The following is a 13,512-nucleotide window of genomic DNA, read 5'->3' as shown; positions in this document are numbered from 1 at the left end:
CCCCAGGGGATGACGGCCTGCAGGGACAGATCGTCCTGGTTCGCGGCCTTGCCGAGGTTGGCGTTGAAGCCGTGGTCGCGGATGGTCAGCGTGTAGTAGTCGGCACCGGTCTCCTTGTTCTGCTTCTTCCAGATGCCGCCGCACTCGACCAGCTTGCCGCGCGGGGAGCGGCCGAGGACGCGGTGCGTGGGGGCCATCGGGTTCGTGCTCGCGACGGGCTCGACCGTGATGTCGAGGTCGAAGGTCAGGGTCGAGATGGAGCCTGTGCCCTTGGCGGTCTCGATGTCGGCGCTGGTGAATTTGATGCAGTTCGTGGTCATTGCTCTTCTCCTTGTTTGCGTTGCAATGATGGTCACCTTGCAGCTGGCCAAGGCCCGGGCACACCGAAGGCGAAGCGTAGCGGAGAGGGGCAGGTGCCGGTCTTTTTGCTCCGCGAGGAATGACCCGCAGGGTCAGGGGAAAAAGATCGGCGGCAACCTTTGTGGACGGGACGACAGCTGCGACCAGCATGTCATGCAACTCAGACAAAGGGAGAAGTGCGTTGGCCGCTAAGGAAGGATGGTGAACAGCCGTCAAAGATGCCAGAGGGCGCATGTTGATGCATGGATCATAGCTGGAGCAGGCATTTTCGGATCCATGTCACTTGCCAGATTCCCGACGCACCCACCTTGCGACGACAGCGAAAACTTGCTGTGACAAAGAAGTGCTACCGGGGGTATCGTAAGAGCGAAATTTTGGACCAAATCGTTTTCGGGCACAGACAAACTAAGCCGAAGTACAAGAAGTGAGGCAAAATAGCTTTGGAACTAGAAGAACTCGCAAAGCAGTGCCAAAACTGTGCACAGCATAGCCCAGTGATAGTCTTGGGCAGCGGGGCCTCGATACCGCATGGCATTCGTGGCATGGGGGATTTGGCCGTTTGGCTCCGCGATAATGTACAGGCCGACGATGGACCGGAAGTCGATGCCTGGACACTTGTTAGAACAGCCTTGGCCGCTGGAGATCATTTAGAAGCAGCACTAGAAAACAAGCCTCTACCCGACTCCTTGGTTGTCAAGATTGTCCGAAGTACCTGGGACTTCATCGCTCAGGGCGATTATAGCCTGCTCAAATCAGCTATAAAGACCGAGACCATTTTTCCGCTCCGCACCCTATTCACAGGTTTATTCCGAAGTACAAACCGCAATATCCATGTCGTAACAACAAACTACGACCGCGTTGCAGAGTATGCAGCCGATTCAGGCGGCTACATCCACAACACGGGTTTCCTTCCGGGCTATCTGCGACGGGCCGATGGGGCGGAGAATCTGATTTTCAAACAAGGGGCCAATTTGGCGCGGACGGTCACAGTCTGGAAAGTCCACGGGTCTCTTGATTGGTTTTCAGACCCGCATGGGGGTGTGATGTCGCTACCGATGACGAGCGAGTTGCCCGATGGTTTGGTTCCGTTGATCGTCACGCCAGGTGTAAGCAAATATCAGCGGACGCACGACGAGCCCTTTCGGAGCGCGATACAGGGCGCCGATCGTGTGTTGAGTGCCGCGACCGCATTCATTTGCATAGGATACGGGTTCCGCGACGGCCATATCCATCCGAAGCTGATGACGCGTTGTCGTGTGCATGACGTTCCCATCCTTGTCGCAGCGCGCACCTTAACGCCCGAAGCCAAGGATTTTCTCAAGAACAACGCCGGGCGTCACTACCTCGCGCTCGAGAACCACGATGAGGGGACGATGGTTTACAACCGTGACAGCCCAGACGGTATTGTTGTTATCGGGGGCAAATATTGGGAGTTGCCTGCATTGAACGAATTGATTGGGTTTTAGGAGGAAGAGTTGGGCATACTTGATTTCAACGATGATGAAAGTCTCGGCAAAATTATTGCCGTCGATACTGCCACTGTGACGGTGCGAGTCGATGAACTTGAACGCCTCAAACGGATTCAGGTCAATCGGTTGACCGCGATCAGAAGCTCGAAAGCCGGGCAGCACTTAATCGGGATAGTTTCGCGCATCACACGCAAAGCAGGTGACGAAACTGCAATAGACGGGTCTGAGGAGGATCCGGAAGCCGCGCTCCCCGAAAACAACCTCGTTCGGGTCGCTCTGATTGGAACACTCGTAGACAAGGAGGGGCTGAAAGAGAACGTCTTTAAGCGCACCCTAGAGACTGTGCCCGAAATCGATGCGGATTGCTTTTCCTTGGAAGGTCAGCGCCTGACAGACTTCATGCAGGTCATTTCGCAGGTTTCCGGCGACGGCCCGCAGCTTGATCTTGGTCGCTATGCTTTGGACGAGGACGCGCGGGCCTTCTTGAACGGCAACCGTCTGTTCCAACGTCATGCCATCGTGGTCGGTAGCACTGGCAGCGGCAAATCGTACACAACTGCGCGGCTCCTAGACCAGATTGCCGGTCTTCCACAAGCCAACGTAATCTTGTTCGATATCCATGGTGAGTACCAGACCCTCGATAGCGACGAGTTTCGGCATCTACGCATCGCTGGGCCGGGGGACATTGGACACGATCGCCGACTGGCCGACGGTGTTCTACATCTACCGTTCTGGCTTCTCGGCTATGAGGCATTGGTCGCTTTGTTTGTAGATCGGTCCGATCAGAACGCTCCGAACCAAGCCATGCTCATGACGCGCTGTATCACCGATGCGAAGCGCGCAATGCTTGATCCGGGAAAACACGCCGACATTCTTGCAAATTTCACTATCGATAGCCCCGTGCCTTTCGATATCGACAGTGTCCACAAGCAACTATCTGACTTGAACGAACAAATGGTTCCGGGCGCTAACAACAAGGATAAGCAAGGACCATACTTCGACAAGCTCAGCCGCTTAATCGCGCGATTTGAAGCCAAACGAAATGATCGCAGGCTTGGGTTCATATTTCAGCCGCCAGCAGCCTGTATGGATATGGCCTGGCTGTCGGAGGTAACGCATTTCCTGATAGGCGGGCGCGGATCGCAAGCTGATGGCAAGGGTGGGATCAAGATCATCAATTTCTCGGAAGTGCCGTCCGACATCCTGCCGCTCATGGTCAGCTTGATTGCTCGGCTGATATTCACAGTCAGCCAGTGGACGCCACCAGACAACCGTCATCCCATCGCATTGTTCTGCGATGAGGCACATCTGTATATCCCGGAGCGTGCATCGTCAGAGTCAGCCGATGAGATCTCTGTCGGGATTTTCGAGAGGATCGCCAAAGAAGGCAGGAAATACGGTGTTGGACTAGTGGTTATCAGCCAAAGACCATCCGAAGTGAACCGCACCGTTCTGAGCCAGTGCAACAATGTCATTGCGATGCGGCTGACCAACGGCGACGATCAATCCGTGATCAAACGGTTGCTGCCTGACAGCCTCGGCGGGTTTGGTGATCTTCTACCGGTCCTCGACATCGGTGAGGCATTGGTGGTCGGCGATGCGAGCTTGCTTCCGACGCGAGTTGTGGTGTCCGAGCCGCGCTTCAAGCCCAATAGCGCGACAGTCAATTTCTGGGATCGTTGGAGTGACGCGGCACCAGTTGCGGGAACGGAAGATGCCGTCCTTTCTTGGCGGAGACAAAGCAATCACTAGCCCTAGGAGCGATGAAAACAGTCAACGAGTATTGCCGCACATATTATGCTGGGACGATTCTACCGACCATCGCGGTAAGAGTATCGGGCGCAAGCTTGGAAGAAATTGCATCCAACTCCAAGAGGGGCTGCGACAGGTAAGGATGAAACTTCTCCGACATTAAATTCCCAGCTCCAGCGAACAGATCGACAGGTTCGCCAGATCGAATGTGCGCTAGTACCGTTTGAAGATCGGGGGTTTCGTCCCCGGCCTCCACCATCAGAAACCCGTCATGCAGTTCGACCGAAAACCCCTCACTTCTCAGTGCTAGCGCGAGGGTTGATGTCTTCACAGTACCGACCCGCGTCGCAATGACTGATGTATGCTCGCCAATGGTGTGTAGGTTATTGGCCCTAAACCCCAGCTGTTCATAGTGAGCACGCGCTTCCTCGAGCATCATCAAAGAGACTGTATCCATGTAAGCTGGGCTGGAATCCCCCTCGAGCACGGCGAACATTCGGTCGATCACTTTGTCATGAATGTCCCCCGCATCGCCGCCGAAGACGGGCGGCACACCAGCCTTCGCGGGTTTGACGACGATGACCTTTTCACGATCATGGATTTCTTGAACAACCCAACGTCGCCCAGAGAATATTAATAGCATCCCAGGGGCAAGAACATTATCGATCGGCAGGGTTCCAAGGTCCCGCCCCTCTGCGACCAACCGGAATTCCTCAGGCGTCTGAAACACCGCATAGAAGCTGTAATGCTCAACCAGTTTTTCGCCCGCGGGTCCCAAAAGCAACAGCCCGCTGCCGACCTGTTCGATCAAGCCGGTTTCTGGGTGGCCGATTGCACGCAACACATCTGCGAAGACTTCGGTTGTGACCTTCCGAAAGGGGCCTTCGCGGCAGAGCACATTGTAGACCACGCTTGCAGACGCACCGCCGCGCTGCGCTATGACTGACAGTATCTGGTGGACGAGCGTCGAGAGATGAAGCGCCTGAGGTTTTGGAGGTTCGCACCAGCCTTCCAGCAGCAAGTCTATCATCGCGATGGACCTGATCAGGCCGAGGCGAAGACGATCCACGAAACTGCTCTCCGGCGTCAACTTGGCTTCGACAGCATACTGCCTGAGAATGGCCGGCTGTCCTTCACGCCGGCCTGATCGGCCAAGCCGTTGTCGCAACGCGGCGACGCTGAATGGCGCACCGATTTGAGCCACGCAGGTCACGTCACCGATGTCGATTCCAAGCTCGAGCGTCGATGTGCAAACGGCTGTCGTCGGTTTCGCAGGGTCCTTCAAGCGCCGCTCAACGAAGTCACGGTGTTCTCGGGAGAGGCTCGCGTGGTGGGGATAGAATTCCTGTGGCAGGTGCTCCCGTTCGCAAAGCTCCCGCAACCGATCTGCGTAAATCTCGACCCGTTGACGCGCTCCGGCGAAGACCAGGTTGTCGCTGCCTCGAAGGTGTTTGAAAAGATGTGCTGCGATCGCGTCCGTTGCGGATGGGCTGTTTTCATCTTCATCGCCGGAAAGGTAACCGCGAAGCTGAAGCTTCAATTCAGCCTCGCCGCCATCTGCTTCGATCAGCTGGACAGCGTTTGCGGCGTCAGGGCGAAGATAGGCCTTAGCGAGGTCCATGTCGCCTAGCGTAGCTGACAGACCTATCCGACGGATTGGGCGCTTTATCGCGAGCTCGAGCCGTGTGAGCAGTGAACGAAGCTGGACACCGCGTTCGCTGTCCAGAACTGTGTGCAGCTCGTCGATCACGACCGCCCGTGTCGCCCCAAACAGGCGGGCAATTTCCAAACCGCGACGAATGAAAAGCGCCTCAAGGGACTCTGGGGTTATCAGAAGGATCCCTTTTGGAGATATCAACGCGCGCGTCTTGATGGATTGCGAGACATCTCCGTGCCAGGGAACAACCGGAAGCTCTGCTTCCTGGCAGATGCCCTCCAGCCGCATGGCCTGGTCCGTGATCAGGGCTTTCAGCGGACCGATGTAGAGCAGGTCGAAGCCGGTGCCGCCCGACGGCTCGTCAAGCACCTGTGAAATCAACGGCAGGAACGCCGCCTCGGTCTTTCCGCCCGCCGTAGAAGCTGCAACGATTAAATCGGCATTGGATTCGCAGATCGTCCGGATGGATCGCGCCTGGATGTCGCGAAGTTCGCGCCAACCTTTCTGGCGTATCCATTTCTGCACAGGCCTCGCCAGTTTGTCGAACGCACTGCTCATCGGCGTCAGAGCTTGAAGCTGATCAGATCATCGTCACCGGGGTCTTGGGCACCAGTCGACTCGTCTACCTCGTTCATGTCTTCGCCGAGGTCTTCGGAGACCTCGATCTTTTCGATCAGATCGCTCCACTCGACACCGGGGTTTTGCTCAAGCACGGAAAGCAGGTTCACGAATGCCGTCACCGTATTGCGCGGGGTGCGGAAGTAAGCTTCACCGATCCGGTCCGAACAATGCGCCATGAAGGCCTCGAGCGCGTCGTCCGGCAGAGCACCGGCATCGTCCTGCATGATCCGCCGCACATTGGCCAGAAGAACGAAGAGATCTTCAGGGGTCAGGCTGGCCAGCCGGACAACCGGTCCTGAAAGGTCGACCAATCCGTCCCGCGCGAAGGTGTTCTCGGCCAAACGCGATTGAAGGGCTTCGTAGCTATAGAGCCCTCGACGGGTGTTCATCAGAAACTCCGGGGTTCCACCCATAAGGAATCCGAGGTTCTCGGCGCTACCCTGCAGCACATCGTTCAGGATCCGGAGGATCTGTTCGTAGTTTGCATTGCGGGCCTGCGACGAAGTGAGCTTGTAGAGGTTCACCATCTCGTCGAGGCCGACCAGCAATCCTTTATACCCGGCCTCGCACACGAATGCCGACATCAGCTTCAGATGGTCATAGACACTGGCGTCGTCGATGATCGTTCGCACACCAAGTGCTTTGCGCGCGTCGGTGCGTGTCGCGAACTCGCCGCGCAGCCATCTCAGGGCTGCGGATTTCAACTCGTCGTCGCCGGTCTCATGGCCTTCCCAATATCGACGGATGACTTCGGCGAACTCAAACCCTCCGGTAAGTTCTTCAAAGTGGCCAAGGCGTTCACGAATGACGGTCCCCGTGGGCAAATCCCGTTCTTCAGCATCTCGGTGAGCCTGGCTGACAAATCGCTCCACCACGCTGGCCAATGCCCCGCCATCGGGCTTGGTCCGCGTCGAGAGGTTTCGGGCCATCTCGGCATACAGCCCGCGAGCTTGTCCGCCGGTCGCGTGAATGCGCCGATCTGGCGCTAAATCCGCGAACATCACGACCAGGCCTTTCTCCAGAGCCACGAGGCGGATCAGGTTCATGAAGAACGTCTTGCCCGATCCGTACTCCCCGATGATGAACCGGATCGCCGATCCGCCATCGGATATCCGGTCCATGTCCTTGACGAGCTCTTCAATCTCTCGGACGCGGCCAACCTGAATATGGCGCAAACCGAGTTTGGGCACGACCCCGGCCCGAAGCGCCTGTACGATTGCATCGCGTTCACGTGGTTTCAACTTAGACATCCCTGCCCTCCGCACTCATCTTTTCTTTTACCGCCTCCGCAATTTCCAGAGACACGTCATATCCATCATACTCGTCGAGCAGTGCTTCGTTGTAGGTCTCAAAAGCCCATTCATTCACGACTTCCAAAGCCCCGGATGCCATCAACCCATGCGAGGCGCAGATCGTCTCGAACTCGGTTTCAGACCAATGCTCTCGAGTGACCAGTTCGAGGACAAGGGCGCCGTGTTTCGGGTCAAGCCCTACCAGCTGGCTTTGGCTGGCAGGCGCGGAGGCACCACTTTCTTCCTCTTTGACATCGAAAATCTGACCGAGGACGGACGACACGCGCTCTGTGTCCGAACGAATTGCTGCGATCCGTGAAGCGTCGAGTTTCGGTCCGCTGGCTTTTTCGAGCGCGGGTATCGCTTCGCCCGGGCGACCCGGTTGCGACGCGCGAACAGTGCGTGGACCATCCGCAACTTCGCCAGCATGCAGGTCGGTGTAGGCAAGCGCAGGATCAAGTCCCAAAGCCTTGTAGATTTTCTCGATGCTTGCGACTTCGTCGGAGTGAATAATGCCATCGGCATGTGCTGCACCGACCAGCGCTGCCCGCATAGCGGCTTGGCTGTCTTGGCCCACCTCCTTCAGTTTGCGCCGCAGAAGCGTCATGTCCGGTGGCACGGCCAGGAACCATTCAAGGTTTGCACGCAGCCTGCGGCGTTCCTGATCGCTGAGGGCCGTGGCAGAAACCTGATCTTCCAACGCCCTGCGTTCAGGCTCCGCGATGCGACCATCAGCATGGGCGACTAACGACCCAAGTGCCAATTCGATCAAGGCGCTTCGATAGCTGTCGGAAACGTCCTCCAGTCTTTCGATGGGTTCGCCCAGACGAAACAGCACAACAGGCTCCTCCGTCTTGGGCGACCGGAGCGCAAACCGAGGGTCGGGCGCCAGACCGAAACCGAGGCGCGCGAGCGCGTCGGCGGCTCCTGTCATTTGCCGTTTTCCGATCTTCTCGTTCGTTTCTCCCTCCAGTCGTCCGATCACCTCCTCAAGCGGCACCAATCCCCCGCGATCGACGATATCGCTTGCCCAAGATTTCAAGCGGTCCATTTCCTCTGATGGGAAAGCATCCCAAAGTTCAGAGGGTAGCAAGGCATGCGCTTCCACACTTCCGCGGCCGTCAGGGTTTCGGCCCAGGAAGCGACTGAGCTTGTCGAGGTCGTTCATCACCTCGTCAGCCAGCTCTTGCGCAATCTCGACCGGCTTGCGCAAGCCGGAGATGTCGGGCACGGGTTTGCCATCCACGGTCGGATTGACTGACCCCTGAAACTCGCTGGAGGCGGCGCGATAGGATGCCGTGAGTGATTTCCGGGGTTTTGTCACTTTGAGCCCATCAGGAAAACGCCGATCAAACCGCATACGGAAAAGAGCGACGAACTCGTCACGGCACCGCGTCGCGGGAGTTCTCAGATTTGTTTCCGGATGGCAGATGAACCAACTCAGCAACCAGTCAGCCGTCAGGTTCTCGCCTTTGTCGATCCGAGCTCCGATTGCGTATTTGAGTGAGAACGGAAGTTCCCAGCCCTGCTTCTCGAAAATCGGTTCGATAGCGTCGAGGTCGGTTTCGGCAAGCATCGCAATGTCGAGGAACTCACCCAAATAGCGCCTGACGGAGTGGTTGTCAGGGTAAAGTGAATGCAGCCGCCGAACTTCCTGGACGATATCCTTGGCATCTTCGTTGGACTGATCGACGAAGAAGCGACGCTCCAGCCCGTAGAAGTACAGGAACATGTATCCGGGGTTGTAGGAGGCGTCGTTGCGCCCGCTGGCCAACCAGTCGAGGTAGGTCGCCCGGCACTGAGGTGAGATATCCGCGTATCCGGGCCAGTAAGGCATACCTTCACCAGCTTTGTCGGCTCCAGAGCGCGCGACAGACAGAGACGGATCGATATAGGCTCGGCACTTGTCACGATACCCGTAGGTGTTCAGCAAGGGAGCCGTGCCGACATAGACCATCCCGCCGATGTTGCGGCCGGCGACGCTAGCTGTTTCATAAGACGGGACCCACCCGCTTTTCGATGATCGGACCGATGCGCTCGATGCCACTCGCGAGGGCTGATTTCGTTCAGCGGCCGCGGCAAGTGCCGGCGCCGCAGACTTTCCAGCCCGAACGATTTCAGCGTAGTCCTGCTTTGGTGGGGAGTAAGCCTGCACGGCAGCCGGCTGTTTGGACGCGTTGGCTTCGCGAGTTCGTTCGCGCTCACGCTCGATACGCTTGTCGTAGGCACTTGGGCGCGGCACCGGCTCAGGTCGGGGGGGTAGATTTTCGGAACTCCCCTCAGCTTGCGCCTTTGCAGCGACTTTCCGCGATCTCCGTTTTTCTTGCCACCAGACCAGAATGACGGGAACACCAAATGCAAACAACATCTGGCCGCCAATCGGCCAACCCTGAAGCATTGTGGTCACCACGACCATACATAAGAAAAAATACAGGACGAGAAAGAATGTAATTCGGAAAAACTTGATTATTGAAGACATTATCGGAACCCTCTCCGAACCACACTATTTTGCACAGCCATCTTTGCAACGACTAACGTCATGGTTGAAGCACTTCCCATGCTTTATGCTTGATTGGGCCGATGGCCACATACATCTGTTCGCACCGTTGCGGGCACACCCCTGCCCCAGTGACCGTAACCGGAACGGCCGAGATGAAGCGTTGCCACGACCATGCGACGGCTGGTCGGGCTGGCTCCGGAGGAGACGGCCGGGCCAGCGGCACGTCGCAGGGAGAGGCGGCGTTTCAGCTCGGGGAGGGCGGCTGCGCGCAGCCGACCGAGTAGGGCGCGGTCCTGGCCAAAGGGCGGGAGGGGCCAATGTTCCCCTTGAATGCTTCAACTTAAGAATCAAAAGTTACTTCAACGGCAGGGCCATTGAGACAGGCGGAACACACTTTGATTGAGCTGAAAATCGAACTGGTTGGCATCAAACCACCCATCTGGCGCCGTATCGTCGTGCCGAATGACATCAGCTTGGACATCCTGCATTCCGTTCTCCAGGGCGCTATGCCTTGGCAAGACTATCATTTGCATGAGTTCGAGATTGGCGAAGACAGGTTCGAGGCCCGCGACGAAAGTGACGACAGCTGGGACCCTACCGATGGGCGGAAGGACGAGAAGAGGTTTACTCTTGGAAAGCTGGTCAAGAAAGGCAGTCAGTTCACATACACTTATGATTTCGGCGATGGCTGGCGGCATCTCGTCACCGTTGAGAAGTTTAGCAAACCAACCGGAAGACCAGATCTGGACTTTCCCGCCTGTGTTGACGGAGAGCGAGCCTGCCCGCCAGAGGACTGTGGAGGACCCTACTCTTACGAAGAGTTTCTCGACGCGCTGACCGACAAACACCACCCGGAACATCGCGATACAAAGCAATGGGCGGGCGCGTTCGAACCGGAAGTGTTCAGCGTGCAGCAAGCCAATGCTGCCGTCGGTGCGATGTTTGTATGGGCAAAAGAACGCCACAATCGAAAGTGAAACCTGACTCTGGTTTGGCGCAGCGGCTTCGACAGGGGCACATAGCTTCGACTGTTCGATCCGAATGGCCGGATGTCTTCTCAGCCCTCCGAGGGCATCCACGCCCTGCTTTGCTGGTGAGCTTCAGAGCTGACAACCACCAGTCTCTTTGAAAATTCCAGAATTTGTCGATCCTTGACGGACTATCTCACAGGTTATCACAGAAACAAGTGGCGGCATCTTTAAAAATACATCATTATGTCGCCCATGAGTGGACAAGAACACGAAAAACTAAAGAGTCTTCTTGAGGCTGTCCCCACGGGGTTCCTCGTGGACTCCGCCTGGCTGGAGCACCACGGGATAGGTCGGCGTTCGTCCTACGGCTATGTGCAACGCGGCTGGCTAGAACGCCTAGGACGCGGAGTGTTCCGCCGTCCCGCACCAAGCAGCGCCACCACGAATACGCTCGACTGGAAGACCAGCCTGCTCTCGCTCCAGCACATCATGCACTACCCTGTCCATATCGGGGGGGCGACGGCATTGGGCCTGCAAGGCTATGCGCACTACCTCTCACTCGGCGACAAGAGCACAGTCTGGCTCTACGGCTCAAAAATCCCCAACTGGCTCGAAAAACTGCCGCTCAACACCGAACTCCGCACACGCAGCGTATCGCTGTTCTCCGATCCAGAGTTGGGTGTCAATGACGCGCGAAATAATCTCAACGAGACAGCATCGTCCCTGCCATGGGACTGGAAACTGGTGATGTCCTCGCCGGAACGCGCCATCCTCGAAGCGCTTGACGAGTTGCCGGATCAGGAGAGCTTTCACAACCTCGACATGGTGTTCGAAAGCCTGACGACGTTGCGCCCAAGAACCCTCTCGGCACTGCTCAGAAGTTGCAAGAAGATCAAGGTCAAACGCCTGTTCTTCGTGTTCGCCGACCGCCACGACCATGCCTGGCGCAAGCGTCTCGATCCGGAAGACTTCGACCTCGGCAGCGGGGATCGCGCATTGGTCAAAGGCGGCAAGATACATCCACGCTACAGGATCATGGTGCCCGAAGAGTTTGTAAGAAAGGAACGTGGTGATGGCGCGTGAAGACTATGCCGCCCAAGTGGCCCTGCTCGTACGGGTACTTCCATATGTGGCGAAGGAGGAGATATTTGCGCTCAAGGGCGGGACGGCCATCAACCTCTTCTATCGCGACCTTCCGCGCCTCTCGGTCGATATCGATCTGACCTATCTGCCTGTCAAGGACCGCGCCGACAGCCTCGTCGAGATCAACGACGCGATGGACCGGATTACCGCCGCCATCGAAGGCGGCATCGCCGGCGCCAAAGCGCAGCGAATTGCCGGCGGTGGCGGCGGCGCCACGCGTGCGCTCGCCCGCCTCGGCACAGCCGAAATCAAAATCGAAACCTCCCCCGTTACCCGGGGCGTCGTGCATGATCCGGAACAACGCGAAGTCTCCGAAGCCGTCGAGGAGGCGTTCGGATATGCGACGATGAACATCGTCTCCTTCGAGGATTTGTTCGGCGGCAAGCTACATGCGGCCCTAGATCGCCAGCACCCGCGAGACCTCTACGACGTTAAACTGCTCTACGAGAACGAAGGGTTTACCGACGAGTTGTTCCGCACGTTTCTGATCTACCTCGCGAGTTCACCACGCCCGCCGCACGAACTGCTGAATCCAAACCTGATCGATCTAGATCAGCCCTACGCGCGGGAATTCGAGGGCATGACGAAGGAAGCAGTCGACCTAACGGAATTGGTCTCAACGCGCGACCGCCTGATCGGTGATATCCAATCCCGCTTGGATGAGGGCGCGAAGAGGTTTCTGAGAACCCTGCATGACGGCGATCCAGACTTCGACGCGATCGACCGCCCTCAAGCGGCCGAGCTTCCAGCGGTCCGATGGAAGCTCATCAACGTGAACAAGCTGAAAGCAGAAAACCCCAAGAAGCATGCCGCCCAAGGGGAAGAGTTGGAGAAGCTCCTCGGCTGAAGATGGACCAGAGATGACTGATTTCGAGAACGACCCCGACTACGAAGAATGCCTTGTGACCTTTTTTGATGTCCTCGGTTTCAGGAACCTCCTGCACACGCGAAGCGGTGCAGAGATCAGGCACTTGCTTTCGATGTTTCGCAGGGTGTCCGAAGGGGATGCCACGCCGCCCACCCGCTCCGACGAGATGCGGATGATCAGCGAAGTCCATGCAGAGATCGTGTCTGACGCGATCGTAAGAACCAGAACCATTGAAACTCAGTACCAGGCTGGCCCTTTGGTCTGGGAACTCATCGATCTGCTGCACATCCAGATCGAATGCGTGGCGAACGGCATAATGGTGCGCGGCGCGATGACCATCGGCCCTATGCATCTCGGCATCGACTTCAGTGGTCCGGTGTTTGGGCCTGCCCTCGTTCAGGCTTATTTCATGGAAGAAGGCGAGGTCATCTTCCCGCGCATTGCGATCCATGAAGATGTCATCGAACGCCACCGACAGGACCAAACGCTTTGGCGGGAAGGACATTCCTATGAGGATGAAGAGCGTCACCTGAACAACCTCCTGCGCCAGGACGAGTCAGGCCTCCACTACATCGACTATCTTCGCGCCAGTCTGAGCGAGCTCGACGGCGAATACGCCGGCTGGATCGAGTTTCTGGGTAGGCACAAAACGTTGGTGGAGAGCGGTCTCGCCGACAGTCCCAACGCGACGGTGCGGCGCAAATACAGCTGGCTCAAGAACTACCACAACGCAGTCATCGACGAGAACATAGCAAACCTGGAACCGGGCGCGATGACCGAGGATGGGGACCCTTGGGAAGCTCTGTTCAGAGGGCTCAGGATCGAAGCCTGAGTTCTCTCAACAAGTCACAACTGAGAGCGTCACGAAATGTCCACGAC

Annotated in this window: 10 protein-coding genes; 6 read left to right on the top strand and 4 right to left on the bottom strand. The window is 57.2% G+C overall.

Annotated features, from left to right (window positions below; translation table 11 throughout):
• Positions 1 to 320, bottom strand: a 320-nt coding sequence (locus tag RUESEDTHA_RS20250) for a DUF736 family protein (protein WP_180888403.1), incomplete at its 3' end; no start/stop codon positions are given.
• A gap of 582 nt (positions 321 to 902) precedes the next feature.
• Between RUESEDTHA_RS20250 and RUESEDTHA_RS20245 the strand changes: the two genes are divergently transcribed.
• Both RUESEDTHA_RS20245 and RUESEDTHA_RS20240 read left to right on the top strand, forming a co-directional pair.
• Positions 903 to 1,826: an SIR2 family protein gene (locus tag RUESEDTHA_RS20245; protein ID WP_152460852.1), complete on the top strand. Its 924-nt coding sequence runs from the start codon at positions 903 to 905 to the stop codon at positions 1,824 to 1,826.
• Between the two features lie 9 nt (positions 1,827 to 1,835).
• A complete protein-coding gene (locus RUESEDTHA_RS20240) occupies positions 1,836 to 3,581 on the top strand; it encodes an ATP-binding protein (RefSeq protein WP_084353831.1) in 1,746 nt (581 codons plus the stop codon).
• Between the two features lie 43 nt (positions 3,582 to 3,624).
• Here the strand turns inward: RUESEDTHA_RS20240 and RUESEDTHA_RS20235 are convergent, their stop codons facing one another.
• Genes RUESEDTHA_RS20235 through RUESEDTHA_RS20225 form a run of 3 tightly spaced genes read right to left on the bottom strand, consistent with a single transcriptional unit; the run spans position 3,625 to position 9,630 of the window.
• The gene (locus RUESEDTHA_RS20235) at positions 3,625 to 5,796 is read right to left on the bottom strand and encodes a DEAD/DEAH box helicase (protein ID WP_084353832.1); all 2,172 of its coding nucleotides are present in this window, start codon (positions 5,794 to 5,796) and stop codon (positions 3,625 to 3,627) included.
• 5 nt (positions 5,797 to 5,801) lie between these two features.
• A complete protein-coding gene (locus RUESEDTHA_RS20230; RefSeq protein WP_084353833.1) occupies positions 5,802 to 7,109 on the bottom strand; it encodes an ATP-binding protein in 1,308 nt (435 codons plus the stop codon).
• Positions 7,102 to 9,630, bottom strand: a complete 2,529-nt coding sequence (locus tag RUESEDTHA_RS20225) for a TerB N-terminal domain-containing protein (protein WP_133840909.1) — start codon at positions 9,628 to 9,630, stop codon at positions 7,102 to 7,104. Before RUESEDTHA_RS20225 ends, RUESEDTHA_RS20230 begins: the two co-directional genes overlap by 8 nt.
• Before the next feature lie 416 nt (positions 9,631 to 10,046).
• On the opposite strand from RUESEDTHA_RS20225, the gene RUESEDTHA_RS20220 reads away from it, so the two are divergent.
• The 4 genes from RUESEDTHA_RS20220 to RUESEDTHA_RS20205 all read left to right on the top strand — a co-directional run bounded on the left by RUESEDTHA_RS20220 (position 10,047) and on the right by RUESEDTHA_RS20205 (position 13,465).
• Positions 10,047 to 10,628, top strand: a complete 582-nt coding sequence (locus RUESEDTHA_RS20220) for a plasmid pRiA4b ORF-3 family protein (protein ID WP_235866649.1) — start codon at positions 10,047 to 10,049, stop codon at positions 10,626 to 10,628.
• 246 nt (positions 10,629 to 10,874) lie between these two features.
• Positions 10,875 to 11,705 (top strand): type IV toxin-antitoxin system AbiEi family antitoxin domain-containing protein, encoded by an 831-nt coding sequence (locus RUESEDTHA_RS20215; RefSeq protein ID WP_084353844.1) that lies wholly within the window; start codon positions 10,875 to 10,877, stop codon positions 11,703 to 11,705.
• Positions 11,695 to 12,612: a nucleotidyl transferase AbiEii/AbiGii toxin family protein gene (locus RUESEDTHA_RS20210; RefSeq protein WP_084353836.1), complete on the top strand. Its 918-nt coding sequence runs from the start codon at positions 11,695 to 11,697 to the stop codon at positions 12,610 to 12,612. The genes RUESEDTHA_RS20215 and RUESEDTHA_RS20210 overlap by 11 nt, the downstream gene beginning before the upstream one ends.
• Before the next feature lie 13 nt (positions 12,613 to 12,625).
• Complete coding sequence (locus RUESEDTHA_RS20205) at positions 12,626 to 13,465, top strand: hypothetical protein (RefSeq protein ID WP_084353837.1); 840 nt, start codon at positions 12,626 to 12,628, stop codon at positions 13,463 to 13,465.
• Positions 13,466 to 13,512: the final 47 nt, after the last annotated feature.

It is taken from the genome of Ruegeria sp. THAF57 (assembly GCF_903914075.1).
GTDB lineage: Bacteria > Pseudomonadota > Alphaproteobacteria > Rhodobacterales > Rhodobacteraceae > Ruegeria.
Note: the sequence above shows the minus strand (reverse complement) of the source record. Positions and strands in the feature narration are given on the sequence as shown.